A 26,643-nucleotide genomic window follows, 5' to 3' on the forward strand; every position below is an offset into this window, starting at 1 on the left:
TAAAATGGTACCTGTAGTTAGGACACTTGAAAAAGAGTGTTTTATCTACAGGTATTTTTATATATAATTAAATTTCACAATACGGGGACTAGGAGATATCATGAGTAAAATAATATTTTCAGATAAAGAGATAAAAGCACTTCAAAAGAATCCAAATGTACAACGCGTTAGTGAGAAATCCATCACTTACACGGATGCTTTCAAGAATAGGTTTATGGATGAGTATCTAACTGGTAAACTCCCACGACAAATCTTTATGGAGAGTGGATTTGATGAAGAAGTAATTGGGATAAAACGCATTGAACAATCCGCATGCCGGTGGAAGAAAGCTTATGAAACGAAAGGGTTAATAGGGCTTACTGATACAAGGAAAACAGAATCTGGCAGAACCCTGAAACGGGAGCTTACACCTTCTGAAGTGATCGAGAGGCAAAATGCACGAATCAAGCTTTTGGAAGGACAGGTGGAGCTGTTAAAAAAGCTAGAAGTGATAGAAAGGAGGCTGCTAAACACAAGAGAAAATCTAAGCCCAAGTAAAGCATATCAATTGATTCAAGAGACAATTGAACAAAATGGTTTTAAAAGGATGACTAGATACTTTTGTGATCTTTTAGGTGTTTCACGTTCTGGATATTATAGTTGCTTGAAGGCATCTGTCGTTCGGGAGGCTAGAGAGCAGCTAGATTTAGAAGTGAAGGAAATCATCCTAGAAGCTTTTAACCGCAGAGGTTATAAGAAAGGTTCACGTTCCATTAAAATGATCCTAGAGAATGAGTATGATCTTATTCTTAGTCGTAAAAAGATACAGAGAATCATGAAGAAATACGGAATTGTCTGCCCTCACAGGAAAGCGAATCCTTATAAACAAATCGCAAAGGCGACAAAGGAGCACCAGGTTGTACCAAACAAATTAAACAGGGAATTTAAGCAAGGAGTCCCAGGAAAAGTATTATTGACGGATATCACCTACTTGCCATATAACGGTAATTGTATGGCTTATTTGTCAACCATAAAAGATGGTTCTACCAATGAACTCCTGGCTTACCATGTGTCTGACCGAATCACTTTGGATATCGCAATCCAGACGGTCCATAAATTGATGAACAATAAGAAGGTCCCTCTTGATTCAGATGCCTTCATTCACTCGGATCAGGGAAGCCATTACACAAGCCCACGATACCAAAAACTTTTAAAGAAGTATGGCTTAGGCCAGTCTATGTCACGAAGGGGTAACTGTTGGGACAACGCTCCTCAAGAATCATTTTTTGGTCACCTAAAGGATGAAGTAGATTATAAATCAGCCAAAACATTAAAGGAATTAAAATTGAAAATCAATCATTACATGACTTACTATAACAATTACCGTTATCAGTGGAATCTAAAAAAGATGACCCCTATTCAATATAGGAATCATCTATTATCTGCATAACCTCTTTTTTTATAAGTGTCCTTGACACGGGTGCCAGTGTATTTTAGGGGCTACTCTTATTTTACTTTCACCTATTTTTGCTTCAGCTGCTCAAGGTACATGGAGTTCTAGTTGGGGTTATGATGTGAATGGGGCCTCAAAAATTGGTGCAACAAGCGCGATGGAAGCTCCATATTACTTTCAATTTCAAGTATGGGGCGCAGGAAGTAAAATTTTGAGCAGTAGTTCTAAACAAATTGGTGCTCATCAAGAATACAGCACTACTCATTGGTCTGCACCTTTAAAGGATAAGCAAGGTCGTATTTCAGCATCACCTCAAGTATGGTTCACACCGTACTTCAACCATTAAGAAAAGAGGATACTATGTTAGATTTAAGAAATTTAACAAAATCTTTTGGTGATAAAATTGTTTTAAATGATATTAACCTACAATTAACTAATCCTTCTAGTCTTTATGTCTTAACTGGGGAAAGTGGTAGTGGCAAAACCACCTTATTTAATATACTATTCGGTTTAGATAATGACTATCAAGGTTCTTATAAATTATTTGAAAAAGATAGCAAAGCATACAAAAAGCAAGACTGGGATCATCTAAGGACCAATGAAATAAAAATGGTTTTTCAAGATTTTAAATTATTTGAACAATTAACCGTTTATGAAAATCTTTATCTATCAGGTGAGTATAAAGGGGATGAAATTTATTCTGTTCTAGAAAGTATGGACTTACTTGAGTTAAAAGATGAAGTTGTAAAAAATATTAGTGGGGGGCAAAAACAAAGAGTAGCAATCGGGCGTGCAGTCTTAGGTTCTCCAAGGATTATCTTACTTGATGAACCTACAGGAAATTTAGACGGAATGACAACCGAAAAAATCATGAGTTATATCAGTAAATTAAAAAATAAAGGAATATCATTCTTTGTCATTACACACGATGATTCAATTCTTGAGTATGCAGATATAGTTTTTAAGTTAGAAAATGGGAAAATTAATCAAACTTATTCAAAAAACGAACATGAATATAGTGAACCAAAACAAAAATCATATCAATTAGAAAAAACTAAACAAAAAAAACATGTTTTTCTCTATACATTTTTAAGTGTGTTTCGTAAAATGAAACGAATTTCTTTATTAGGAGTACCAATTGTAATTATTCTAATGCTGTTCATTTTAAGTTTTACTGCTTTTCAAGCGGCTTCATTAGAATCATTTACTAACTTTTTTTCAGGAGTGGATAATAAATCCATTGTCTTTAGTACTCAGAAATTAACCTCTGAAGCAGCAGAGGAATTAAAAGAGAATAATATTCTAGCAAGTCATAATGGGAAACGAATTGGGTTCTCAAATGAAGATATTAAAAAGGTCGAAAACATTCAACATATCGATAAAATTGAACTTACAATGGAAGGTATACAATCTTTTTATGATCATGAAGGAAATCGATTTGAATATAGATTAGACTATGAAAAGATACCTGCATTTTTAAGAAAAGATCTTGCCCAGATTCGAAATGGAGAATCCATAACCTTTACATTAACAGCACAGAGCGTTCCTTTTTCAGTCATTCATAATTACAACGTTAATAATATAAATATAATTTCAGGAGAGTTTCCTAAGGATGATTCAAAAGAAATATTAATTCCAGATCTATATGCTTTTATGATATCGGAATCAGAAAATTATAAAGATATAATTAATAGTACAATTGAATTAGATGTTACTTCTGCTAAAAATGACATGATTACCGAGGAATATAAAATTGTCGGTATTTATGATACGGGATATAGATATAATTTATCGCCATCTTATCCAATCTATGTGGGTTACTTTCATCAAAATGATATCCAAGATAAATTGAACGAAGAGGCTTATCAATTTCATGTACAAGCTTATAAAATAAATAAAGCAACAGAAGAATATTCCGAAAATATTATTAAAGATATCCAACATTTTAAACAAGCTATGGGAATAGGTTTTGATCAAATGATAATTGTGGTTGACAATGAAGAAAACTTTGGTAGTGTCTATAATGAATTAAAGAATGTTTTCCCTAAATATCAATTCATTTCACAATATGATTTAAAGAATGGAGATTTATCTTTTGTATACCACTCGTTAGTTCGGAATTTAGTTGTAGGTTCTATCATAATTGCTGTAATTATTGGTTTAGTTGTAATCTTCCTTAATAAAGGCTATATTTACGACCGCACCAAAGAATTCGCTATTTTATTTTGTCAAGGATATTCCAAAAAAGATATAATCAAAATAATATCTTTGGAAAATGGCGTAATTTTCACTGTTTATTTCTTAATTGCTTATTTATTAGCTTTCTTATCTGACTTTGTATTTTTAAATACTAGTAAGTATGGTCATCTTTTTGTAAATTTACTAGCATTTGAAAATATTGTTTCCTTATCTCTACTTGTTATTCTTATCGTATCACTTTCTATCATTTGGGGAGTTAAAGGAATTAAAAATAATAACTTAATAAAATTATTAAAAGATTAATTTAACTTTCGCAGAGTATTATCCTTTGTATAACTAGGTCCTTCTTATAAAAAATGAACAACAAAACAAAAACCTTGCATCAGCAAGGTTTTTGTTTTGTTAAGTAAAAGGTGAATATAGAAAACGATATTTTTAATCAACTATCTATTCAACCGGAAGAGGAAAGTTTTATCCAATATATTGATAATAGAGAAGTTGATAGAGGAAACTATGAAAAAGTTGAAAATGGTAAATATGTACTGGCTAGCGACAAACAACCTTTTACTATCAGCTTAGAAGAGGATAATTTGTTTTATTTGAAGCTAGAAAAACTAAATGATGGTAACCCATTCGTAATGGTAAACATCAGTGATACTCCTGGAGGTTTCCCTCAAAATTTTGATGATGTAGATGAATATAAAACATTATTAGATGATAGTAAATAAACAAAAGAAGGCTAATCTATTAATAGATAACCTTCTTATTTATTTGCTTTATACCATATTCTTCTTTAAAAACTACGTTCCTCTGGCCAAGCTCCTTGCAGTTTGCTTATAAGTACAATTTGCCCAATATGATATGCGTCGTGCATTGCTAGGCTCTTCAGTTCAAGAACTAATGAATTATCTTCTCCCGGAACCTCTCTATACAAATCTTCCTGATCTGCTGTTGCTAGAATTTGTCCAAGCTTTCGATGAACAGAAAAGTATTCTTGCTTTGTTTTCTCCCAATTTTCTATCGTCTCTGTTGGTAATCGAAATGTATCCGTATTATTTTTTGCCTGTGGTTCATTCGCTGTTTCACCAAGAAATCGCATCAGATATCTTTTTTCAAAGAACAGTAAATGACAAACTATTTCCCAAATGGAATTCATTGCCCCCTCATCTGGTTTCCAAAGTGCCTGTTCAAACGTAATTTTCTCTAGCACCCATTCAAGTGGTGGAAACCAATCTTCTTTATCTAAGCAGCTTGCCCATTGTTGTGACAAAAGTGTCCTTGCATCCATTTTCATTTCCCTCCAATGTAATCCTTTTGACTTCTGTTAGTACCGAAAATTCTGATAACATAATTTTATCATAAGTAGAGTTTACCGTGAAAGAATTAATGGCTATTGCTAGAATAGTAATCACCGACTTTCTTAACACATAACCCGCCAATTGTTGTATACTAAAATCACTGGATAGACTTTAGACGTCTAATTCGGTGTTTTTATTTTTGGGAAATTTGAGGTGAAAAAATGGTTGTAGCTATTATTTTATTAGTTGTTTTTGCCGTGCTAGTATTTCTAGTGTCTTTTCGAGTTCGAAAGTTTGATGCAGAGACAAGCTATGAGGAATTAAGTACCAGACAAACTGTGGAATATTATAATTTGAATAAGCGAATAAAAGTGTTAGAAGAAGAATTGATGGTGGAATACGAAGAATGAGAGATTTATTACGCGGAATATCATTAGGTGTTATATTAGCTACTGGACTACTAGCCTATGTCCACTACACGAATCCGGAAGAAGCCGTAACAAAGGAAAAGGAATACACCATAGACGGAGCAATTGCTTTCTTAGAAAAGCAAGAATACGAGATTACTAAAAAAGAAGCGGACAAGCCTAAGTCTTCAGCAGAGAAGCAACCGGAAGAAAACATGGATGATGTAGAGGAAAAAGAAGAAACCGTTGAAGAACCAGAAGAATCTACTGAAGCGAGCATAAAAGAATACGAGCTCGTGATTCAAAGTGGAATGTCCTCCATCGATGTATCCGATCTCCTATATGAAAACGGAATTGTCGATGACGCGACGGAGTTTAATCAATATTTAGAAACACAAGGGTATCAATCCATAATTGGCGTCGGTACATATCAAGTAACAGACCAAATGAGTTATGAACAGATCGCAACGATCATTACGAATTAAGGTATGTAATAGTAAGTAAATAACTATTATTCATAGAAAATCCGAACTAAAAATGGGAATTATTCTCATAAAGTTAGTTCGGTTTTTTTGAGAAGCAATATAGTTGCTAATTAAAACAGAATGATGCGGTATCTTAGCGGAGTATCTTTCCGAAGCGGACAATACGCAGAACAGGGTTAAACAGTACAAAAATTCCATTAATTTGTGATAAACCCTTTAAAAAAATCATAAAATGGTCTAGAATATAAACTAATTAAAAGTTTTAACATTTCACAATTTATGAAATGTAATCGGTTTCAAATATTTCAAATGAGGTGATTAGATGGACATGCAACGAATCCCGGCAAGAGAAGGTAACCACAACTTAAGCAACTATCAAGAACTAAGGGAAACCTTCCAATGGGAGGATTTAAATCAAGTCTTTACATGGAATGAAACAGGTAAAGTAAATATTGCATACGAAGCAATTGATCGTCATGCGGAAAATCCGGCTAAAAAAGATCAAATTGCACTACTCTATTCAGCACCTGGAAAAGAAGAATCCTTAACCTTTGAACAGCTAAGTAAGCGAAGTAATCAGTTCGCCAATGTCTTGAAGAAACATGACATTCAAAAGGGCGATCGTGTGTTTTTGTTCATGCCTAGAAGCCCAGAATTCTATGTTAGCTTTTTTGGAATATTAAAGGTTGGCGCAATTGCTGGACCATTATTTGAAGCATTTATGGAACAGGCAGTACGAGATCGCCTGCAGGATAGTGAAGCAACCATGCTGATCACAACACCAGAATTATTAGGACGTGTTCCACAAGAAGATTTACCTAAGTTAGAAAAAATTATCTTAATAGGCGATTTTGACGAAGAATCGGATAAATATATTGATTTTAACCATGAAATGGAAGCGGCAAGTGATTCCTTTGCAATCGAATGGGTTGATTTAGAGGACGGCATGCTCATCCATTATACATCTGGCTCAACAGGCAAACCAAAAGGTGTCTATCATGTGCATAATGCGATGATTCAGCATTATGCTACAGGGAAATGGGTATTGGATTTAAAAGAAGATGACGTGTATTGGTGTACGGCAGACCCGGGCTGGGTTACCGGAACAAGCTACGGAATATTTGCCCCTTGGCTAAATGGGGTTACCAATGTTATTCGTGGCGGACGCTTTAGCCCAGAGGATTGGTACCAAACACTAGAAAAGAATAAGGTTACCGTCTGGTATACGGCACCAACGGCGCTTAGAATGCTAGTGAGTGCTGGAGAAGAGCTGGTGAAACAGCATGATTTAAGCACGCTCCGCCATATTTTAAGTGTTGGGGAGCCATTAAATCCTGAGGTAATTACTTGGGGCGTGAAAGCATTTGATTTACGGATCCATGATACATGGTGGATGACCGAAACTGGCGCGCAGCTGATTGTAAACCTGCCATCGGAAGAAATTCGTCCTGGCTCCATGGGTAAACCAATTCCAGGAATTGAAGCATCGATTGTTGACCATGAAGGAAATGAAATACCACCAAATCAAATGGGTAATTTGGCAATAAAGGCTGGTTGGCCATCGATGATGCGTGCAATTTGGAAAAATCCAAGTAAGTATGACAGTTATTTTGTAAACGGCTGGTATGTATCTGGCGATAGTGCGTATCGCGATGAAGATGGTTACTTCTGGTTCCAAGGTCGTCTTGATGATGTGATCAATACATCGGGTGAACGTGTTGGACCGTTTGAGGTGGAAAGTAAGCTAATCGAACACCCTGCAGTTGCAGAAGCTGGTGTAATCGGAAAACCAGATCCAGAACGAGGCGAAATCATCAAAGCCTTTATTACCTTGAATCCAGGTGTTGAGGAAACGGATGAACTATTAGCGGATATCCGTCAATTTGTGAAAACGGGATTAAGTGCACATGCTGCACCAAGGGAAATCGAAGTACGTGAAACCATTCCAAAGACCCGAAGCGGTAAAATAATGCGTCGATTACTGAAGTCTTGGGAGCTTGGTCTTCCAACAGGGGATACGTCGACATTAGAGGAATAAGATAAATCCTCCAGCACGCATAAATTAAACGGTTCTGTTATAGCGTGCAAAATCGCAATAGCAAGGATTAATTAAAGATACTTATATAAGAGGTTTCGTCATAGAATTTGGCGGAGCCTTTTATTGTACTATTTGTTTAAAGATCCCTAACAAATAGTCTGAATACGATAAATATTATGGTAAGATGAATGTAGATTGTGAAGAGAAATTCTTAAACTAAAGGGGCGGTCACTAAAAAGAGGGGGGAAATCATTGAAACCAAAAAAAGCAAAAGTTCTTGTACTTGGAACATTTCACATGTCTGAGCATGAGGATTTATATTCTGAAAAAAGACAAGCTGAAATGGAGGAACTAGTATCAAAGTTAGCGGAATTTAAACCAACAAAGATTGCAGTTGAAATGGAACCAGAAGATAGTGAATTTGTTAATGAGAAATTCAATCAATTTAAATTGGGTACATACGAATTAGGGATGAATGAAATATTTCAAGTAGGCTTTCGGTTGGGTTTAAAGCTGGAGCACGAACAGATTTACCCGACTGATTGGATGGGCGATGCAGATATGGGTTATGGGGAAGTTGAGAGTTGGGCAGAGGAAAATCAACCAGAAATTTTAGATGAAATATACGAGGAGCTAGAGTTCCCTGTATTGTCTGAAGGCAAAAGCGTAATAGACTACTACAAAGAAATAAACGCTCCCACCATAGTTAACAAGTTGCATAAAATTCATTTGAATATTGCACGCATTGGTGATTTTAATAATTATGTTGCTATGAACTGGTTAAGTTGGTGGTATAAAAGGAATCTAATAATGTTTGCTAATTTAACCCGTCTTATTGATTCTGAAGATGAGCGTATTTTATTCATTGTAGGTGTGGGGCACTCTTCTATTGTTACAAAGTTTATTGAAGAGAGTGAAATTTGTGAGGTCGTTGAACCTCTTAGTTGTCTGTCCTAAAAATAGAACTTTTTAGACGGATATACCCAAATTGAGCACGATTGTTTAAAAGGCCTATTCAACTAACGGAGCAGGGTTGTGGAAAAAGGATTTACTGTATTTGTTCAAAGGTGGTGACAAAGAATGGAAAAAAGTAATACAAAAGAATTATTTAAAATAGCTGTTTTCACATTTATTATAAGTATTTTATTACTTTTTACCTTTATCTTGTTAAGTACAAATGGAATAAATGTACAAATAGGAACCCCACCAACTGGAATTAGTCATAATACAATTTCAAATTTGCTAATAATTTCGGCGATAGCGTCTTTGACTTATCTGTTTAAAGATAGAGTCATAAAAGCGGTCATAATTGTGGTAGGGATGTTTTCTATAATAATACCATCACTTCCGAATTTATTATCAGAGGCAGAATACACAACGTTTTCTTCTCCAGATAACCAAGAGGAATTTGTAGTGATCGAAAGAGGTTATGGTCGTCTGTACCAATTATCGAATTTAGGCTTCTATATGACTTATTTAACCGACATTAAAACAGACGATGGATATAAGCCTTTTTCGGAAGGTGCATATAAATTGGAATGGGAAGAACCAAATCTAATTATACATTATAGGTTTGATTATATGTCAGATTCTTTGAGTAAAGAAATCTCAATCAAATATAAAGCGAAATAAAGTGGCACGAACAGATGCGTTAGTACAATAACAACTATAAAACAAGCATGATGTTGCTTAAGGAATCCTTCCTCACGTGTTTTCCATTTTAAAAATCGTAATTTTCAATGTAAAAAGTGTAAAAACGTTGCTATAGCAAAAAGAGCAAGTGAATTAATTTGCTAATCCACTTGCTAAATTATGATGTTATTTTGTATTTCGCAGAACTGTTTACGCTTAAATGCTGGAGGATTTCTTTGTCTAGTTATGAACTTGACTTCGTAATATTAAAATTATCACGCAACAGCAACCAATTTTGCGGAAACGATAATCCAAGCTTCCAATAACTAATCCCACGTAAGCCTAATTCCTTAATCATGTCGTACTTTGCTTGGATGGAACGGGCATCCTCAAACCATACCTCATGCTGATTCCCTTCTGCATCCCAATAAGTAAAGAATGGAGCTTGTGCCGTAGTATCGTATTGAATTGGAACATTATGTTCGCGTGCTAAGGCAATTGCTTGTTGTGGGCTTACTGCTCGCGCATATTCCCCGCCAGCAACATATGGCAATGTCCAATCATAGCCATATAAATTTTGCCCTAATAAAATTTTATCAGCCGGTATTTCGGTTAAGGCATAGTCCACTACTCGGCGTACTTGATCAATAGGGGATACCGCCATCGCTGGTCCACCACTATAGCCCCATTCATACGTCATAAGCACAACAAAATCGGCAACGGTACCATGGGCACCATAATCATGTGCCTCGTACCAATCGCCTTCTTGTGTCGCACTTGTTTTTGGAGCAAGCGCGGTTGACATTAATAATCCTTCCTGTGATAAGCGATCCTTTGCTTTCCGTAAAAATGTGCTATATGCATCCCGGTCCTCTGGCGGTAAGAATTCAAAATCAAAATGCACATCGGTAAATCCTACTTGATGGGCCGTATTGACGATATTATCAAGCAAGGTGTTTTGGACGGCTTGCACCGTAACAATAATATGCCCCAGATCGGCACTAAATGCGCCCTCTTCTAAATTCGTCACTACCATCATCAGTGATGCATTATTGGCATCGGCAATGGCCTTGAAATCATTTAATGGTGGTGCAGTTAAGCTACCATCCCGATTAACCCGATAGTTAAAAGGTGCTAGGTAGGATAAATATGGTGCATTTCTTCTTGCGGAATTTTCTAATGCCTGTGATACAGTTCCACCCGTTGGTTCCACATAGGCATTGGCGGTAATATCTGGCTTGGGAAGCTCCGGTATATAAAGGCGTAGCCCGACATTGAGCGCAGCGTTTACGGGGATGTTATTAATACGTGCCAGTTCTTGATACGACATGCCAAAACGCTGGGCGATGCTATAGAGGCTGTCACCCGGCTGTACGAAATAAAATTGCCCAACAATCGGGATAACTAACGATTGCCCAATAACCAAATTGGCTGGTGCATCCAATTCATTTGCATTAATTAATGCCTCTATCGTAGTGCCATAGGTACTGGCAATCGAATATAGCGAATCTCCACCTGAAACTACATGAATTTGCATAAACTCCCTCCTCGATGTCTTGTGCTCATAAAAAAATGAACACACGTGATGTATCTATATAAAACTGTATGTAGGGAGTTAGCTGGTTATGTCTATTAGATTGGATCAATCGCTGCTTTCATAACAGAGTGCATGAGGTAAAGTGCATAATCATTTCCTTCCTTCTCCTCTGATGCCATACAATTTTTCGGAATATGCATCGTAAAGTGATACATGTAGGCATCCTTTGCCGTAAAAAGAATACAAATATCTCCAGCAATGCCCGCGAGTATTATATGCGTTTTTCCTAAGTCGGTTAAAAGTGAGTGGAGTGGTGTTTGGAAAAAAGCGGAATGCTGTGGTTTAATGAGAAAGAAATCATTTTCTTTGGGTTTTAAGGCTTCAATAATTGGCTCACTTGCTTCATTGGAGCAATAATCAATAATAAGCTCTGGTTCAGACTGCCAGAGACCATAGTGATCATTTACAAAGATGATTGGCACGTGATGCTTCTCTGCAAATTGCCGAAGCTTTAGTAAGTTTGGCAAAATCTCTTTTGTATGCGCAAGTAATTTATCACCGCCATGAAACTTAAAATCATTGATAATATCAATAAATAAAACAGCTGTTTTAGCTAATGAAAACGTCACGAGTGAACAACCTCCCAAGAAAGCGTGTGAATCATTAGTATTGATAATCTGAAAATAGATTATTCAGTTGTAAGAAGAGAGCTGACACTAGAATGAATGATGAATTCTATATGCAGCTTGCCATCGAGCAAGCGAAAAAAGCAGAGGAACAAAATGAAGTACCAATTGGCGCTATTATCGTGTACCAGGACAAAGTGGTTGGCACTGGGTATAATGTTCGGGAGTTAACCCAACAAACATTATCCCACGCGGAACTGGTTGCGATTCAAGAAGCTAATCAAACAATCGGTAGCTGGCGCTTAGAAGACTGTACATTATATGTCACACTGGAGCCTTGCCCAATGTGTGCAGGAGCGATTGTGCAGTCCCGAATTAAACGGGTCGTATTTGGTGCGTTTGATCCGAAAGCTGGATGTGCTGGCACCTTAATGAATTTACTTGATGAAAAACGGTTTAATCATCAAGTAGACGTGACAGCGGGTGTATTAGAAACGGAATGTAGTGACTTGTTAACATCGTTTTTTAAAGCATTACGAAAGCAGCGCAAATCATAAGATTACCAAATTATCTCACCGTGATCGTCATTGCAATTTCAACGCAACATGTTATAATGGATATTACCGTGCTAAGCGGGGAGGTAGCGGTGCCCTGTACTCGCAATCCGCTATAGCGAGGCCGAATTCCCATCACGAGGTGGGTGACCGTGTGGTCTGCCTTAAGGAATTGGTGTTGACGTTTAGGTCCTGCGCAACAGAAACCTACGAACCCTGTCAGGTCCGGAAGGAAGCAGCAGTAAGTAGTCATTTCTGTGTGCCGCAGGGTCACCTAGACTGAGCCATGAACTTAAGTAACGCATGTGGTCATTTCATCGACGGTGGGTGCACGGCATACATATGGACTAACAGCCTCTTGTTTATACAGGAGGCTTTGTCGTACCTCACCTTATTTATCGAATTTTTGAACCCCAAAGTGGCAACACTTATCTATTTTCCTTACAATAAATCTTCATTTCCAAATTCTTTTTCAAATTATGCTATCCTGGTTCACATTCAACCTTAAAATCGGTATAATTAGGTAGAAATCATAGAGGGGAATTAATTATGAGCTATCAAGCATTGTATCGCGTATGGCGCCCACGGACGTTTCAGGACGTTGTAGGCCAGAGCCATATCACCCGAACATTACAAAATGCCATTGTACAAGAGAAATTCTCGCATGCTTATTTGTTCTCAGGCCCACGTGGAACGGGAAAGACAAGTGCTGCGAAAATTTTTGCTAAAACAATCAATTGTGAGCATGCCCCAGTGAAAGAGCCGTGTAATGAATGTGCCGCATGTCGTGGTATTCAGGATGGTTCCATTTCGGACGTTATTGAAATTGATGCTGCATCCAATACAAGTGTTGATGATATTCGCGAAATTCGTGATAAAGTAAAATATGCGTCTAGTGTGGTGCCATATAAGGTATACATCATTGATGAGGTGCACATGATTTCGGTTAATGCGTTCAATGCGTTGTTAAAAACATTGGAAGAGCCACCGAAGCATGTTGTATTTATCTTGGCAACAACAGAACCGCATAAAATTCCATTGACGATTATTTCAAGATGTCAGCGGTTTGATTTTAAACCGATTACCAACCAAGCGATTGTGGAGCGGATGCAAACGATTTTGGATGCCGAAGAAGTTACCGTTGCCAAAGAAGCATTAGATGCTGTAGCACTAGCTGCTGATGGCGGAATGCGAGATGCGCTGAGTATTTTAGACCAATCCATTTCGTATAGCGAAGACCGGGTAGAGTTAGACGATGTTTTGGCTGTAACAGGCGGAGTATCGCAGAAAATCTTAACTGATATTGTATCGGCAATGCATCAGCAAGACATTCAGTCCGCCTTGAATATGGTCGATGAACTTATTCAGAATGGTAAGGATCCAGCGAGATTTGTGTATGACATTATTTACTTCTTGCGTGATCTCTTATTGTATAAAAGCGCTCCTAATTTAGAGGGCATTTTAGAAAGAGCAATCATTGATGAGGCGTTTCAAACGTTAGCAACGGCGGTTTCTGAAGCGTGGATCCAGCAAGCGATTATGCAATTAAATCAATGCCAGCAAGAAATGAAGTGGACGAATAATCCAAAGGTATTTATTGAAATTGCGGTCATTACGATTACGAATCGCTACCAGGAAAAAACAGAATCGTCCGATGTCGCGTCATCTGATGCGGTCATGCAATTAACATCGAAGCTGGCTCAGCTAGAAAAAGAAATAGCTACTTTAAAAGAGGCTCCTCCTGTACAAGGAACGGCCGCAACACCACAGCCAGAACGAAAACGGCAGCAGCGACAATCGAAAAACAGCTATAAGGTTCCGTTTGAACGAATTCGGAACGTATTAAAAGAAGCGGAAAAACCAGCATTAAAAGAAGTGCAATCACAATGGGCTGCGTTTTTAAATAAACTAAAGGCAGCAAGTGCTCCGGCACATGCGACGATTCAGGATTCAAAACCAGCGGCAGCATCGGATACCTCACTAGTAGTAGCCTTTAAATATGAAATTCACTGTGCACTTTTCTTGGATAACCGCGAGCTGGTCGAGTCTGTACTTGCAAGCGTACTGAATAAACAACTTACCATCATTCCAATTCCAGCGAATGATTGGCAAGAACTAAGAAATGATTATGTAAAGAGTCAAGAACAAGCGAATCCAGACCAACAAGCGGCTGAGGACCCAGTAGTGGAGGAAGCGAAAAAGCTATTTGGCGATGATTTAATCGAAATACATGACTAACATTTAAATTTAAAGGAGGCGTTTTTCCATGAAAGGTATGGGAAATATGGGCAATATGATGAAACAAATGCAGAAGATGCAAAAGAAAATGATGCAGGCACAGGACGAATTATACGAAATGACGTTTGAAGCGGCTGCTGGTGGTGGAATGGTTACCGTTAAAGCAAATGGTAAAAAAGAAATTACCGATGTCGTTATTAAAGAAGAAGTAGTTGATCCAGATGATATCGAAATGCTTCAAGATTTAATTATTGCGGCAACAAATGATGTGTTGAAACAAATCGATGACAAGACCAATGATACCATGGGTCAGTTTACGAAAGGGCTAAACATGCCAGGAATGTTCTAGGGGGAGACTCATGTATTATCCAGAACCGATTTCAAAGCTGATTGACAGCTTTACAAAATTGCCAGGTATTGGGCCGAAGACGGCAGTCCGTCTGGCTTTTTTTGTGTTAAATATGAAGGATGACGATGTCCTTGAATTTGCGAATTCCTTAGTCAATGCCAAGCGTGAGCTAACACATTGCTCGGTTTGCGGACATATTACCGATCAGGATCCGTGTGTCATTTGCTCGGATACATCACGGGATAATTCCATCATTTGTGTCGTTCAAGATCCAAAAGATGTGATAGCGATGGAAAAAATGAAGGAATTCCGCGGTAAGTATCATGTGCTTCATGGTGCCATATCACCAATGGATGGAATTGGTCCGGAAGACATAAATGTTCCAGATTTGTTAAATCGTTTAAAGGATGAAGAAGTGAATGAAATCATTTTGGCGACGAATCCTAACATTGAGGGAGAAGCAACCGCAATGTACATTTCACGATTGGTAAAACCATCTGGCATTCGCACGACGAGAATTGCCCATGGTTTACCGGTTGGCGGCGATTTGGAATATGCCGATGAAGTGACATTATCAAAAGCATTAGAGGGTAGGAGAGACTTATAGAAGTAAGGTGAAAACTTGTGGGAAGAAAGAAAAAGAGACGTAGGAAACGAGAGGTTGACGAGCTGTTATTAGATTCCATTTTCTCGATTGAACACGAATGGAAGCAAATTAAATCAATCGTCAGTAAAAGCATTGACTCATCAATCAATGGTAGAAGCACAGAAAAAATCGCACAAGCAAAGTATTTATTTTTATTGCGCGAAGCAAAGCACCGCAAGATAAGTGCAGTAAGGTATAGTAAATAAAAAAATAAATTCTACTCCAATCATAGGGGTAGAATTTTTTTTATGAAAAACTAGGTTAAAGTTTAATGTTGGTATTGACTACGACTAACATCATCTTACCGTCTGGTAAATGAGACCTATGGCTCCGGAATCAAAGGTCTTGTTTTCCATTAGTTTAAGATTAATCTTCTCCTTGAGACCTTGGAATAACGGCAATCCGCTGCCAATCAGGACTGGAGAAACCGTAATTTTATACGCATCTATTAAATCAAGCTGCATAAGGTAGTGTGCCAACCTAGGACTGCCGAGGATGACCATATCCTTGCCAGGCTGCTGTTTAAGGTTCTTGAGCTCTTCCTCGACATCTTCTTTCACCAATTTGGAATTGTTCCATTCAACTTTCTCTAGCGTTGTGGAAAAAACGATTTTGGTTGTCTTTTCGATCCACTCGGCATGATTCAGTTCATGCTGCGATGCTGATGGGTTTGATGGCACAGATGGCCAGTAGCTGTGCATCATCTGATAAGTCCCACGTCCCCAAATGACAGTGTCAACAGTACTCAGAATTTCTTTCGCGTGTTTCTCCAAATCTGCATCGTAGGAAACCCAGCCAATGTCCATTTCACCTTTTGGCCCTTCTACAAAACCGTCAAGCGATGCGTGCAGAAATAGAATCAGTTTTCTCATTTTCAAATCTCCTTTGTTCAAACCTTTCCACCAGAGCGTTAGTACTATTAGTCGAATATCAATAACTAACGTAACAAAGCCTTATGAAAAAGGGCCAATTGAATTATGGTTATTGATGTTTTCCCGTACTTGATTATTGTGTGCTTCCTTATATATCCGCTGAGAAGTAGTTTCGAATTTCTGCGCTTCATCTGGTTTAAAGCGAACATTTTTCTTTTTCGTGAAATAGTCGTAAATAAAAGCAAATAAAAACAGCACGGCTATAATGCTGAGTATTATTCCCAAGAATAACACGGGTAGTCACCCCCTTATATTTATTGTATACTAAATGTAAAAACTTTACACTGATTATTTAGAATTTTTGTTAAATATATAAAAAAACGGGAATTTTACAAGGGGGTATTAGCTATGAGTAAAAGCATTTTTCTAACGATTTTTCGAACATTATACTTCGTTATTACTGGAATAATCATAATCCCCCTTACCATTTTTTTCGCATCTGGGGGTATAGCGGAAAGATATGGTGGAGAAGAATTCCCAACTCCTCAATTTTTCTGGTTAATTGCGATCTGGGTAATAGGGTTAGTGCTCCACTTTAAGAAGTTATGGTTAGGAATTATAATAGCGATAATACCGGTGATATATTTTGGGGGACTAGTTATCAATGCAGCTTTACGTTAATTCCTGCATTGATGACTAACATATTCAACTTTTCTTTATAAGGAAACTAATGTATGGTTCCGAAAATCAAAAATTGATGATCGGATGTATTAGTCTCCTATTTTCCGCCGGCAGCTAAGGTCATCACTTTGGACATATCTGCTATGTTTTCGTGAGCCTGCAGGAATAGGTCCATCGCTTTTTCGAAATCGGAATCCGTTAATATTTGCGCTTCTTCCAGGAGTGCATAGCTTTCTTTCGCCCAGTCTTGAATTACCGGATAGTTTTCGGCGTACAAGAATATATCGTATAGCGTAAATAAGTCTTTTTCTATGATTGTAGGTAGATCGTTTTCTGAGATGAGTGTAGGTTCATAATCAATATCCTCAATTAATCCTATTACGACCCCTAAACGTTGTCCTTCTGTCGGTTCTTTGGGTCCATCTTCTTTATCCCATGTTCTACTTATTACTCTTTTGCTGTTCAGACTGAAATGGTATCCATTTTCATACTCTACTGTATTCAAATCGTCATTCGTTCTTGTAACTCCTGTTTTCGGCAGCTCGTATTCCTGGATGTAATTCACAACTTCCGAATACTTTTCCAATAACCTCTTGTTTTCTACTTGAATTTCGAAATCCTTTTTGTCATTTTCTACTAATAGGTTCTCTATTATTTCATCGGATTTTGTTTTAGCTTTTTCCGTTTCAGTATCCTGGTGCGGTTCAGTATATGCTTTTGGCTTCTCTTCTTTTGCGTTGTGAATTATTACAAAAACTGAAAGAGCCATTACTATAACGAATGCTGCCAATCCATAGCGTTTATTCATATATTTCTCCCTTCCCCCGAATATTCTACTTTTAGAATAACAATGTAAATTTCTGAATACAACCTATTAATCAGATTACTCCTTGTGTCACATCTATTTTTGTTCTTCCTCTGGATTAAAAGTAACAGTTGTAAGTTCAACGCTATTGGTACGGGTGCTTTTCCGTAAGATTTACATGGAAACGATAGTATTTTATAAAACCAATCAGTTCTATTTCCCACTCCCTCATCATATTTACTTATAAGGGACAAGTTAAAGGGAGTTGATGTCGGTTGAATTCTACTATTGTTATTTCAATCATGGTTGCTGTGATTGTATTATTACTTTTTGTTGGGTCGTCATTTAAGCCAATGCGTTTTCTGGTGAGTGGTGTGGTTAAACTAGGAATCGGTATTTTATTTTTGTTCTTTTTTAATGTAATTGGTGGCTCGTTTGGATTGCATATCCCCATCAATTTATTTACGGCTGTTATTTCAGGCTTCTTAGGGTTATTCGGTGTTGCTTCCCTTGCAGCTATCCATATGATTATTCTTTCGTAATGACCTATAAGTTTCAAAGTTTCAAAGTTTCAAAGTTTCAAAGTATAGCTTCCGTTAATGTTGGACAAACTAGTTATTAGTTTAACGGAGGTGGGGAAAATGGAAGAAAGAATAGTAGAATTAGAGTATTGTGGTATTTGTGAGGAAAAGAAGCATCGGGGTATACATGTATACAACATGTTTATTTGTACAGAATGTGAGTACAATATGATCCATACAGAACCTCGTGAGGAAAAGTATAACTATTATCTGCAAAAATTAAAAAATATTAATCAACCAACCTTATTTTTATGAAACTAAAAACATCCTAAGCTAAGTAGGCGATGCAATATGCAGGTAATGTCGCCCCACTAGCTTAGGATTATTTATTTTTTGGGCCGTTCTATAAATCTAGGTTCATAATTCGTTATTACTTCGAGAATTTCATCTCCAGTTGCATATAGATGGTGTTCAACGTTTGGGAATAATGTTTGGTTCGCGATAGGATTGTTGTCAAAAGCCTTAATGTAGTTCGAATTCAATACCTTAGCAAAATAAATTGCATTTTCATCTTTACGATTATTAGTGTTTATCATTTTACGATTATGCTTCCCAAGTGCACCTAATTCTGTACCGTACCGGAAACTCCACACAACATATTCTAATGAACAAACCTTTTGTGGATCGTCATATATAATATCCACTAAATTCCCTTCTAAATCCTGAAGTGTAATCTGGAAAAAATCGTTATGTCTCATTACCTCTACAAAATGAAGAGAATCTAGATGCTTTCCTTTTAGGCTTGTTACAGGCTGCCAAATTTCAACGATTTCATTTTCCTTTTGCTCCGTCAATATCGTTCACCACCTATCCCTAGTTTTAGTCGAGCGGTCCAGTGCTATCTGGACACCTTCTTTTTTTCTTATGATACTATTAAGGTATTAGTCATGGAAGGGAATTTTGTCATGAATCGTAATCAGCAGCAGATGCCATTAATGGAGCAATTAATCAGCTTTGCCAAAAAAGAACCACTTTCTTTTCATGTGCCGGGTCATAAGAATGGAGCGGTTTTTCCGGATGATATAAAGGCATATTTTGAATCGATATTGCCACTGGATGTAACCGAGCTAACGGGGCTTGATGATTTGCATGCACCACAGGGTGTTATTTCGGAAGCAGCGCAATTAGCGGCCGATTTTTTCGGTGCGGAGCATACGTTTTTCTTAGTTGGCGGTAGCACAGTAGGAAATTTGGCAATGATTTTAGCTGCTTGTGCACCAGGGGATAAAATCATTGTGCAACGGAATTGCCATAAGTCGGTCATGAATGGATTGGAACTAAGCGGGGCGAATCCGATCTTTATTAGTCCAGAATATGATCCATCCGTACAGCGCTATACGGCACCAAGCTATTCAACGGTTGAACAAGCAATTACAGAGCATCCAGATGCTAAGGCATTGGTGCTCACGTATCCTGATTATTTTGGCCAAACCTATCCTATTAAAGAAATGATTGAATTGGCACATCATCATCAAATTCCTGTTCTAGTTGATGAAGCGCATGGTGTACATTTTGCATTGGGTGAGCCATTTCCAACGTCAGCACTAGCGCTTGGAGCAGATATCGTCGTGCAATCGGCTCATAAGATGGCACCGGCCCTAACGATGGCGTCTTATTTGCATATAAAGTCTAACTTTTTATCAAAGGAGCTCGTCGGCCATTATTTGCAAATGCTCCAATCCAGTAGTCCGTCCTATTTAGTAATGGCTTCCTTGGATAGTGCAAGAGCCTATCTAGCAACACGAACAGAAAATGATAGAGAGAACATACTTACAAGTGCCCACCAAGTGAAGCGTATGTTTCAACATGGCGAACATTGGGAAGTGGTTACTAGTAACGATCCATTAAAAATCACGTTACAAATGAAAGATGGTCTATCTGGTTTCGCGGTAGCGGATGCGTTTGAAGCACATGGGATCTATCCGGAGCTGGCAACAGATAGGCAAGTGTTGTTCATTCATGGTCTAAAAGGCTTTGAGAAGTCCGAAAAACTACAAAAAACCATAAAAAGCCTAAATGAACAATTAAAAAAACAGCCAAACCATGCTACAATAGATACAAGCGATTTATTTACAGAAACGATTCAACAACTAGCCGTAACCTATCAACAAATGCATAGGCTACGAACAAAGACTGTTTTGATAGAGCATGCGAAGGACCAAGTAGCGGCAGAAGCGATTATTCCATATCCACCAGGAATACCTGTTATTTTAAAAGGTGAGCGGATTACCGAAGAACAAATCCGCCTAATCCAGCATTTAATACAACAAGGGGCTACCTTTCAGCATCATGCTATTGAACAAGGGATTCAAGTTTTTGAACGGTAACCGAAGGAGAAGAATTACGTGAGTGGTTATTTTATAACATTTGAAGGTGGCGAAGGAGCAGGTAAGACTTCTATTCTTCATTCATTAGAGAAAAAACTAAAGCACTTAGGGTATGATGTGATAACAACACGAGAGCCCGGTGGTATCGATATTGCAGAAAAAATTCGAAGCATCATTTTAAATACGGAACATACGGCAATGGACGGACGAACAGAGGCATTATTATATGCCGCTGCTAGAAGACAGCATCTTGTTGAAAAGGTTCTTCCGGCATTAGAACAGGGAAAAATTATTCTTTGTGATCGGTTTATCGATAGTAGTCTCGCGTATCAAGGCTATGCAAGAGGACTGGGCATTGATGAAGTTTTCGCGATTAACCAATTTGCCATCCAAGATTACATGCCAGATTTAACGTTATTTTTTGATATAGAACCCAAAAAAGGCTTGGCACGAATTGCGGCCAATAAGGACCGCGAAAGAAATCGATTGGACTTAGAAAATATTGATTTCCATGAAAAAGTGTATCAAGCATACAAGATGCTTATCGACCGTTTTCCAGAACGAATTCACGTCATTGATGCCGATCAAACGATGGAAAAGGTTGCGGAAGACAGTTTAACATTAATAACCCAATATTTAAGCAACAAAAAATAAGTTAGGGGGTTTAGTGTATGAAATTAGTAATGGCAGTCATTCAAGATAAGGACTCAAATCGGTTAACTAATGCACTTGGTAAAAACAATTACCAATCAACAAAGCTTGCCACAACAGGTGGATTTTTAAAAGAAGGTAATACGACGTTAATCATTGGTTGTGAAGATGAGTATGTTGATGACGTATTAGGAATTATTAAGGACAATTGCTCACAACGTGAACAAATGGTTGCACCAATTTCACCGATGGGCGGCAATGCCGATTCGTATATTCCACGGCCAGTAAAAGTGGAAGTAGGCGGAGCCACTGTCTTTGTATTACCGATTGAATCTTTTTTTCAATTTTAAACTAGCTAGAGAAAGGGGCTGAACTGATGAAGATAAGCCAGGAAATGTTAAAGCAAGTCGATACATCACAGAGAAGCATTCGTAGATCTGATTCTGGTAATCAATCCTTTGAAGCCATTGTTCAGTCCCAATCACAAAAAATGCAAAAGACTGAACTGCAACGATTAATGACCGATATTACACTACAAGGCGACCGATTAGCTCGGTTTCGTTCCTTTAAGGACTTAGTGAAATTCAAACGATTAATTAAACGATTTTTAGAAGAAGCGGTTTCCAATGGCTTGGACTTACAAAAGTCTCACAGCTTTAGCTTCACCGGAAGCAGCCGCAACCTAACACTCGTTAAACAAATAGATGAAAAACTTTTAGAGCTTACAGAAGAAATAATGAGTCAGGAAAAAAAGACAGTAGACCTACTCGGACTAATCGGTGAGATTAAAGGTTTATTGGTTAATTTATATACGTGATAAATCAGATGATCGGGGCAAGAGTTCATTATCAAAATTATGGTTGATGCATAACAAAATAATCAAACGAGCAAATTCAGCGTAGGAAATATACGAAGACTCCTGCGGGAGGAAGGGCCAAGGTGAGACCCCGCAGTGCATTAGCACGAGGAGGCTCACCAGCCCCCCGCGGAAAGCGAAGTATATTTCCGGAGCGGATCTATGCACCAACCATTATTTTTCATTTTTGGTTTTATAATTGAGTGGACAGGCAATAAGAGTAACTTATGGCGCTTGAACCTAGACAAGGAAGGTTTTTATGAATACGTGGTCTGATATTGCTGAAATGCAACCAATGGCAAGTAAAATTATCACCAATAGTATAAAAAAGGACCGCATTTCCCATGCCTATTTATTACACGGTGCTAGAGGAACTGGGAAAGAAGCTATCGCCATCCTGATAGCAAAAATCCTGTTTTGTACCCATAAAACAGGTGTAGATCCTTGTTTAACCTGTAACGAATGTAAGCGGATTGATTCCAGGAATCATCCCGATGTTCATTGGATAGAGCCAGATGGCCAGTCCATCAAGATAGAACAAATTAAAAATCTCCAAAAAGAATTTACCTATTCTGGTCTTGAATCAGATCAAAAGGTTTATATTATAAAAGGTGCTGATACCTTAACAGCAAATGCTGCCAATCGCATTTTGAAGTTTTTAGAAGAACCTAGTAAAAAGACAACCGCCATTATGCTGACGGAGAATAGTCAATCGATTTTACCAACGATTCGGTCAAGATGTCAGATTATCGATTTACAACCATTGAACCCGCGTCAGTTCCAACAAAAGCTTAACGATGCAGGATTAAATGACGCAAGTGCTAGATTATGGAGTGCGCTTACGAATAATCTTGATGAAGCAATTGCCTGGAACCAAGATGAGTGGTTTGCAGGGGCGCGAAGGTTAGTGGTACAATTAGTAGAAGCATTTACAGATAATTCAAATGATGTCTACTTATTTATACACAATCACTGGCTGCCGCATTTTAAAGAAAGAGCGCAGCTGGAGCAAGGACTTGATTTATTATTAGTAGCATTTAAAGATATTCTTTATTATCATATAGGCAATGAAGATGCGTTGGTAATCTTTACTCCAGACGAGCGACTAGAGCGTTTAGGGATGTATTTTTCACAGGAGAAGCTTATAACTGTTTTACATGATTTGCTTGGAGCAAAACAAAAATTGAAGCAGAATGTTCATCCTACTCTTGTGATGGAACAGGTTACACTTCAAATACAGAGGTGAGAAATGTGATAGAGGTAATCGGTGTCCGCTTTAAAAAAGCGGGTAAAATATATTATTTTGATCCAGCCAATCTACATATTGCATTGGATGACTATGTCATTGTAGAAACGGTTCGAGGAGTCGAATTTGGTAAAGTAGTTATTGCCAATAAACAAGTGGATGAGGAAGATGTTGTACTTCCGTTAAAGAAAGTCATCCGAGCTGCAAGCGACAAGGATAAGTTGACGGTTGTGGAAAACAAAGCATACGCAGATAAGGCATTTGCGGCGTGTTCGGAAAAAATCGAGGAACATCAATTAGATATGAATCTGGTAGATGTGGAATATACCTTTGACCGAAATAAAATCATTTTCTATTTCACCGCAGATGGTAGAGTTGATTTTCGTGAACTTGTAAAAGATCTGGCAGCCATGTTTAAAACTAGAATTGAGCTTAGACAAATTGGTGTGCGCGATGAAGCGAAAATGCTAGGGGGAATTGGACCTTGTGGTAGAATGCTATGTTGTTCTACATTTTTAGGAGATTTTGAACCAGTTTCTATTAAAATGGCAAAAGATCAAAGCCTGTCCCTTAATCCTGCAAAAATATCTGGATTATGTGGGCGATTAATGTGCTGTTTAAAATATGAAAATGATGAATATGAAGAAGCAAAACGCGAGCTTCCAGACCTAGGAGACCATGTAAAAACTCCTCATGGAGAAGGGCATGTCGTAGGGCTTAATATTCTTGATCGCTTAATTCAAATTGAAATTCCAGCAAAAGAACGTGTTATCGAATATACCTTGGATGAACTCATCGAAGAAGGAATTGTGACAGCTCAGGGCCAAGAATAATGGAGTGAGTCGGATTGAATAAAAGACAACTATTTGATCAAGTATCAGATATAGAAAAACAAATTGGACAAGTTTACGAACAGCTTGGAGACTTAAAGGGAAAACTAAGTGATTTACTAGAAGAAAATCATCGGCTCTCGATGGAAAACCTCCATTTACGGAAACGATTGGATGTACTAGATTCCGAACAAGATTCAACGAGCGAAGGTACCGAACTAAAAGACATGCCAAGTGAAGGCTATGATAATTTAGCAAGGTTATATGAAGAAGGCTTCCATATTTGTAATTTAGAATTTGGCAGTCCGAGACGAAATGAGGATTGCATGTTTTGCCTAGATTTTCTTAGCAAAACAAAATAGCGTATAATGTAGCTGTCTGGTTGAAGGTTATATCCAGGCAGCTTTTCTTTATTGTATTTTCCAAGTAAGAAAGGAATTTTATTAGATGGTTCAACTATTTGATGATGAAAGACTAGATTATTTAGTAGCAGATGAGAGTATGCAAATCATTCAAAGCCCTACGGCGTTTTCGTTTTCATTAGATGCGGTTTTATTAGCAAATTTTGCCTCGATTCCAATCCAAAAGGGTTCTATTTTAGATTTATGTAGTGGGAATGGCGCTATTCCGCTTTTATTATCGAGACATACGAAAGCACAAATTGTCGGCGTGGAGATTCAGGAGCGTATCGTGAGCATGGCGAAGCGAAGTGTTGAATTAAATCAGCTTACCGAACAGATTTCGATGCTACACGGTGATATTCGGGATTTAAAGGGGGCATTTGGCCATAGTAGCTTTGACGTTGTCACCTGTAACCCGCCATATTTTAAAACCCCGTCTAGCACGGAACACAATCAGCTGGAGTACTTAACCATTGCCAGACATGAAGTGTCTTGTACATTAGAAGATGCGGTTAAGGCATGTAAGCTACATGTTAGACCAGGCGGAAAAGTCGCGATGGTTCATCGTCCGGGCAGATTAGTGGATATATTAACCACGTTCCGGGCTTATAATCTAGAACCCAAACGATTTCGACTTGTCTATCCGAAAAAAGGCCGTGAAGCAAATATGCTGTTAGTAGAAGCAATCCGTGATGGAAAAGCAGACGTACATATTTTGCCACCATTATATATTTATGAGGAAGATGGCACGTATACGGAGGAAGCAAAGGAGATTATCTATGACTGAGATGGAGCATACGGTTTATATGTTAAGGTGTCGTGACAATAGCTTGTATACAGGCTACACCAATGATTTGGAACATCGGTTAAAAATGCATGAATCGGGAAAAGGTGCCAAGTATACGAGAGGACGAGGTCCGTTCCAGGTCGTGTTCCTTGAGAGGTTTTCGAGTAAAGAAGAAGCAATGAAACGAGAATATGAGATTAAACAATTAACACGTAAGGGAAAGGTTCTATTAATCCGGGATAAATTGAAAGAGGTGATGAACTATGCAAATACAAAAGAGCTTTGAGCCGCATGAAACAGGTACATTATATATAGTTCCAACACCAATCGGTAATTTAGAGGATATTACGTACCGTGCCCTTTCAATTTTAAAAACGGTCTCAATCATTGCAGCAGAGGATACGAGAAATACGAAAAAACTACTTAATCATTTTGAGATTACAACTCCATTGGTGAGTTATCATGAGCATAATAAATTAGAAAGAGAACAGCCGTTAATGGATCGACTGGTAAGTGGCGAGTCTATTGCCTTAGTGAGTGATGCGGGAATGCCGGCAATTTCTGATCCTGGCTATGAAATAGTTGGTGCAGCAATTGAACAGGATGTAGCGGTAGTTGTACTACCTGGTGCTAATGCCGCATTATGTGCGTTAGTCGGATCTGGATTGCCGAATCAGGAGTTTTTATTTTATGGCTTTTTACCGCGTAAGAAAAAAGAAAAGGAAGCAGAGCTTAAAAGGCTCGGTATGGCAAAAGCAACCCTGTTGTTCTATGAGTCACCATACCGAATAAAGGAGACATTAAAGGATATCGCCACACATCTGGGGGATAGAAATATTGCCATTGCGCGTGAACTGACGAAGCGCTTTGAGGAGTATGTTCGGGGTACTACCCAGGAGCTTGTGGAGTGGGCGGAAGCAAATGAGGCTCGAGGTGAATTTTGTATTGTGGTGGAAGGTACAACAGTCGAGCAGTTAGCCGATGAGGCTAATTGGTGGGATAACTTAGCGATTCCTGAGCATGTGGAGCACTATATTGCCCATGAAAATCTATCCAGTAAAGATGCGATTAAACAGGTGGCAATTGATCGTAAGCTTCCGAAAAGAGAAGTATACCAGGCATATCATATTGAATAAAAAAAGAGCTCCTACATGGTGTTACCTTT

34 protein-coding genes and 1 other RNA gene are annotated in these 26,643 nt (G+C 38.0%); 28 read left to right on the forward strand and 7 right to left on the reverse strand.

Going from position 1 to position 26,643, the window contains the following annotated elements:
• Positions 1 to 100: 100 nt before the first annotated feature.
• The 4 genes from JF53_RS02945 (at position 101) to JF53_RS02960 (ending at position 4,359) form a co-directional block, all read left to right on the forward strand.
• Positions 101 to 1,429, forward strand: a complete 1,329-nt coding sequence (locus tag JF53_RS02945) for an IS3 family transposase (RefSeq protein ID WP_047982140.1) — start codon at positions 101 to 103, stop codon at positions 1,427 to 1,429.
• Positions 1,430 to 1,553: 124 nt separating this feature from the next.
• Positions 1,554 to 1,778 carry a hypothetical protein gene (locus JF53_RS02950; RefSeq protein WP_047980673.1) on the forward strand — a complete coding sequence of 75 codons (225 nt, stop codon included), beginning with the start codon at positions 1,554 to 1,556 and terminating at the stop codon, positions 1,776 to 1,778.
• 14 nt (positions 1,779 to 1,792) lie between these two features.
• Positions 1,793 to 3,934 (forward strand): ABC transporter ATP-binding protein/permease, encoded by a 2,142-nt coding sequence (locus JF53_RS02955; protein WP_047980674.1) that lies wholly within the window; start codon positions 1,793 to 1,795, stop codon positions 3,932 to 3,934.
• A gap of 110 nt (positions 3,935 to 4,044) precedes the next feature.
• The gene (locus JF53_RS02960; protein WP_047980675.1) at positions 4,045 to 4,359 is read left to right on the forward strand and encodes a hypothetical protein; all 315 of its coding nucleotides are present in this window, start codon (positions 4,045 to 4,047) and stop codon (positions 4,357 to 4,359) included.
• Positions 4,360 to 4,424: 65 nt separating this feature from the next.
• On the opposite strand, the gene JF53_RS02965 is transcribed toward JF53_RS02960, so the two are convergent.
• Positions 4,425 to 4,919 (reverse strand): DinB family protein, encoded by a 495-nt coding sequence (locus tag JF53_RS02965; RefSeq protein WP_047980676.1) that lies wholly within the window; start codon positions 4,917 to 4,919, stop codon positions 4,425 to 4,427.
• A 231-nt stretch (positions 4,920 to 5,150) separates the two neighbouring features.
• On the opposite strand from JF53_RS02965, the gene JF53_RS02970 reads away from it, so the two are divergent.
• The 5 genes from JF53_RS02970 (at position 5,151) to JF53_RS02990 (ending at position 9,491) form a co-directional block, all read left to right on the forward strand.
• Positions 5,151 to 5,339: a hypothetical protein gene (locus tag JF53_RS02970; protein ID WP_047980677.1), complete on the forward strand. Its 189-nt coding sequence runs from the start codon at positions 5,151 to 5,153 to the stop codon at positions 5,337 to 5,339.
• Positions 5,336 to 5,821 (forward strand): MltG/YceG/YrrL family protein, encoded by a 486-nt coding sequence (locus tag JF53_RS02975; protein ID WP_047980678.1) that lies wholly within the window; start codon positions 5,336 to 5,338, stop codon positions 5,819 to 5,821. The genes JF53_RS02970 and JF53_RS02975 overlap by 4 nt, the downstream gene beginning before the upstream one ends.
• 322 nt (positions 5,822 to 6,143) lie before the next feature.
• Positions 6,144 to 7,859 carry an acetate--CoA ligase gene (gene acsA / locus JF53_RS02980; protein ID WP_047980679.1) on the forward strand — a complete coding sequence of 572 codons (1,716 nt, stop codon included), beginning with the start codon at positions 6,144 to 6,146 and terminating at the stop codon, positions 7,857 to 7,859.
• 252 nt (positions 7,860 to 8,111) lie between these two features.
• A complete protein-coding gene (locus tag JF53_RS02985; RefSeq protein ID WP_157052456.1) occupies positions 8,112 to 8,816 on the forward strand; it encodes a DUF5694 domain-containing protein in 705 nt (234 codons plus the stop codon).
• A gap of 123 nt (positions 8,817 to 8,939) precedes the next feature.
• Positions 8,940 to 9,491: a hypothetical protein gene (locus JF53_RS02990; protein ID WP_047980680.1), complete on the forward strand. Its 552-nt coding sequence runs from the start codon at positions 8,940 to 8,942 to the stop codon at positions 9,489 to 9,491.
• A 244-nt stretch (positions 9,492 to 9,735) separates the two neighbouring features.
• Here JF53_RS02990 and JF53_RS02995 read toward each other — a convergent pair whose 3' ends face one another.
• Both JF53_RS02995 and JF53_RS03000 read right to left on the reverse strand, forming a co-directional pair.
• Entirely contained in the window at positions 9,736 to 11,028 is a 1,293-nt protein-coding gene (locus JF53_RS02995) for a glycoside hydrolase family 18 protein (RefSeq protein WP_047980681.1), read from the reverse strand.
• Positions 11,029 to 11,123: 95 nt separating this feature from the next.
• Complete coding sequence (locus tag JF53_RS03000) at positions 11,124 to 11,657, reverse strand: isochorismatase family cysteine hydrolase (RefSeq protein WP_047980682.1); 534 nt, start codon at positions 11,655 to 11,657, stop codon at positions 11,124 to 11,126.
• Between the two features lie 92 nt (positions 11,658 to 11,749).
• Between JF53_RS03000 and tadA the strand changes: the two genes are divergently transcribed.
• From tadA to JF53_RS03025, 6 genes are all read left to right on the forward strand, one after another.
• Positions 11,750 to 12,211 carry a tRNA adenosine(34) deaminase TadA gene (tadA, locus tag JF53_RS03005; protein WP_047980683.1) on the forward strand — a complete coding sequence of 154 codons (462 nt, stop codon included), beginning with the start codon at positions 11,750 to 11,752 and terminating at the stop codon, positions 12,209 to 12,211.
• 66 nt (positions 12,212 to 12,277) lie between these two features.
• An RNA gene (ffs, locus tag JF53_RS17050) (signal recognition particle sRNA large type) lies at positions 12,278 to 12,543 on the forward strand.
• Between the two features lie 214 nt (positions 12,544 to 12,757).
• Positions 12,758 to 14,446, forward strand: coding sequence for a DNA polymerase III subunit gamma/tau (gene dnaX / locus JF53_RS03010; protein WP_047980684.1), 1,689 nt, complete (start codon positions 12,758 to 12,760; stop codon positions 14,444 to 14,446).
• A gap of 28 nt (positions 14,447 to 14,474) precedes the next feature.
• The gene (locus JF53_RS03015; RefSeq protein WP_047980685.1) at positions 14,475 to 14,795 is read left to right on the forward strand and encodes a YbaB/EbfC family nucleoid-associated protein; all 321 of its coding nucleotides are present in this window, start codon (positions 14,475 to 14,477) and stop codon (positions 14,793 to 14,795) included.
• 10 nt (positions 14,796 to 14,805) lie between these two features.
• Positions 14,806 to 15,402, forward strand: coding sequence for a recombination mediator RecR (gene recR, locus JF53_RS03020; protein ID WP_047980686.1), 597 nt, complete (start codon positions 14,806 to 14,808; stop codon positions 15,400 to 15,402).
• Between the two features lie 17 nt (positions 15,403 to 15,419).
• Positions 15,420 to 15,647, forward strand: a complete 228-nt coding sequence (locus JF53_RS03025; protein WP_047980687.1) for a YaaL family protein — start codon at positions 15,420 to 15,422, stop codon at positions 15,645 to 15,647.
• A gap of 90 nt (positions 15,648 to 15,737) precedes the next feature.
• On the opposite strand, the gene JF53_RS03030 is transcribed toward JF53_RS03025, so the two are convergent.
• Together JF53_RS03030 and JF53_RS03035 are read right to left on the reverse strand one after the other, a co-directional pair.
• Positions 15,738 to 16,313: a dihydrofolate reductase family protein gene (locus JF53_RS03030; protein ID WP_047980688.1), complete on the reverse strand. Its 576-nt coding sequence runs from the start codon at positions 16,311 to 16,313 to the stop codon at positions 15,738 to 15,740.
• Between the two features lie 81 nt (positions 16,314 to 16,394).
• Positions 16,395 to 16,607 carry a hypothetical protein gene (locus JF53_RS03035; RefSeq protein WP_047980689.1) on the reverse strand — a complete coding sequence of 71 codons (213 nt, stop codon included), beginning with the start codon at positions 16,605 to 16,607 and terminating at the stop codon, positions 16,395 to 16,397.
• A 114-nt stretch (positions 16,608 to 16,721) separates the two neighbouring features.
• Here JF53_RS03035 and JF53_RS03040 point away from each other — a divergent pair, with 114 nt between their 5' ends.
• Positions 16,722 to 16,994: a hypothetical protein gene (locus JF53_RS03040; RefSeq protein ID WP_047980690.1), complete on the forward strand. Its 273-nt coding sequence runs from the start codon at positions 16,722 to 16,724 to the stop codon at positions 16,992 to 16,994.
• Positions 16,995 to 17,091: 97 nt separating this feature from the next.
• On the opposite strand, the gene JF53_RS03045 is transcribed toward JF53_RS03040, so the two are convergent.
• Positions 17,092 to 17,802 carry a hypothetical protein gene (locus JF53_RS03045; RefSeq protein ID WP_047980691.1) on the reverse strand — a complete coding sequence of 237 codons (711 nt, stop codon included), beginning with the start codon at positions 17,800 to 17,802 and terminating at the stop codon, positions 17,092 to 17,094.
• A 272-nt stretch (positions 17,803 to 18,074) separates the two neighbouring features.
• On the opposite strand from JF53_RS03045, the gene JF53_RS03050 reads away from it, so the two are divergent.
• Positions 18,075 to 18,341 (forward strand): pro-sigmaK processing inhibitor BofA family protein, encoded by a 267-nt coding sequence (locus tag JF53_RS03050; protein WP_047980692.1) that lies wholly within the window; start codon positions 18,075 to 18,077, stop codon positions 18,339 to 18,341.
• 99 nt (positions 18,342 to 18,440) lie between these two features.
• Positions 18,441 to 18,635 carry a sigma factor G inhibitor Gin gene (locus tag JF53_RS03055; protein WP_047980693.1) on the forward strand — a complete coding sequence of 65 codons (195 nt, stop codon included), beginning with the start codon at positions 18,441 to 18,443 and terminating at the stop codon, positions 18,633 to 18,635.
• A gap of 71 nt (positions 18,636 to 18,706) precedes the next feature.
• Here JF53_RS03055 and JF53_RS03060 read toward each other — a convergent pair whose 3' ends face one another.
• Positions 18,707 to 19,174, reverse strand: a complete 468-nt coding sequence (locus JF53_RS03060) for a hypothetical protein (RefSeq protein ID WP_047980694.1) — start codon at positions 19,172 to 19,174, stop codon at positions 18,707 to 18,709.
• 111 nt (positions 19,175 to 19,285) lie between these two features.
• On the opposite strand from JF53_RS03060, the gene JF53_RS03065 reads away from it, so the two are divergent.
• From JF53_RS03065 to rsmI, 10 genes are all read left to right on the forward strand, one after another.
• Positions 19,286 to 20,707: an aminotransferase class I/II-fold pyridoxal phosphate-dependent enzyme gene (locus JF53_RS03065; RefSeq protein WP_047980695.1), complete on the forward strand. Its 1,422-nt coding sequence runs from the start codon at positions 19,286 to 19,288 to the stop codon at positions 20,705 to 20,707.
• Between the two features lie 18 nt (positions 20,708 to 20,725).
• Complete coding sequence (gene tmk / locus JF53_RS03070; RefSeq protein ID WP_047980696.1) at positions 20,726 to 21,361, forward strand: dTMP kinase; 636 nt, start codon at positions 20,726 to 20,728, stop codon at positions 21,359 to 21,361.
• 17 nt (positions 21,362 to 21,378) lie between these two features.
• Positions 21,379 to 21,708 (forward strand): cyclic-di-AMP receptor, encoded by a 330-nt coding sequence (locus JF53_RS03075; protein ID WP_047980697.1) that lies wholly within the window; start codon positions 21,379 to 21,381, stop codon positions 21,706 to 21,708.
• Positions 21,709 to 21,734: 26 nt separating this feature from the next.
• Positions 21,735 to 22,175 (forward strand): YaaR family protein, encoded by a 441-nt coding sequence (locus JF53_RS03080; protein WP_047980698.1) that lies wholly within the window; start codon positions 21,735 to 21,737, stop codon positions 22,173 to 22,175.
• Positions 22,176 to 22,473: 298 nt separating this feature from the next.
• Positions 22,474 to 23,460, forward strand: coding sequence for a DNA polymerase III subunit delta' (gene holB / locus JF53_RS03085; RefSeq protein WP_047980699.1), 987 nt, complete (start codon positions 22,474 to 22,476; stop codon positions 23,458 to 23,460).
• Between the two features lie 5 nt (positions 23,461 to 23,465).
• On the forward strand, positions 23,466 to 24,293 hold the full coding sequence (locus JF53_RS03090; protein WP_047980700.1) for a PSP1 domain-containing protein: 828 nt from the start codon (positions 23,466 to 23,468) through the stop codon (positions 24,291 to 24,293).
• 14 nt (positions 24,294 to 24,307) lie between these two features.
• The gene (yabA, locus tag JF53_RS03095) at positions 24,308 to 24,652 is read left to right on the forward strand and encodes a DNA replication initiation control protein YabA (RefSeq protein ID WP_047980701.1); all 345 of its coding nucleotides are present in this window, start codon (positions 24,308 to 24,310) and stop codon (positions 24,650 to 24,652) included.
• An 85-nt stretch (positions 24,653 to 24,737) separates the two neighbouring features.
• The gene (locus tag JF53_RS03100) at positions 24,738 to 25,478 is read left to right on the forward strand and encodes a tRNA1(Val) (adenine(37)-N6)-methyltransferase (protein WP_047980702.1); all 741 of its coding nucleotides are present in this window, start codon (positions 24,738 to 24,740) and stop codon (positions 25,476 to 25,478) included.
• Complete coding sequence (locus tag JF53_RS03105) at positions 25,471 to 25,764, forward strand: GIY-YIG nuclease family protein (protein WP_201777888.1); 294 nt, start codon at positions 25,471 to 25,473, stop codon at positions 25,762 to 25,764. The genes JF53_RS03100 and JF53_RS03105 overlap by 8 nt, the downstream gene beginning before the upstream one ends.
• Positions 25,742 to 26,614 carry a 16S rRNA (cytidine(1402)-2'-O)-methyltransferase gene (rsmI, locus tag JF53_RS03110; RefSeq protein WP_047980703.1) on the forward strand — a complete coding sequence of 291 codons (873 nt, stop codon included), beginning with the start codon at positions 25,742 to 25,744 and terminating at the stop codon, positions 26,612 to 26,614. The genes JF53_RS03105 and rsmI overlap by 23 nt, the downstream gene beginning before the upstream one ends.
• Positions 26,615 to 26,643 lie beyond the last annotated feature (29 nt).

Origin of the sequence: Ornithinibacillus contaminans (genome assembly GCF_001038425.2) — a bacterium.
Lineage (GTDB): Bacteria > Bacillota > Bacilli > Bacillales > Amphibacillaceae > Ornithinibacillus > Ornithinibacillus contaminans.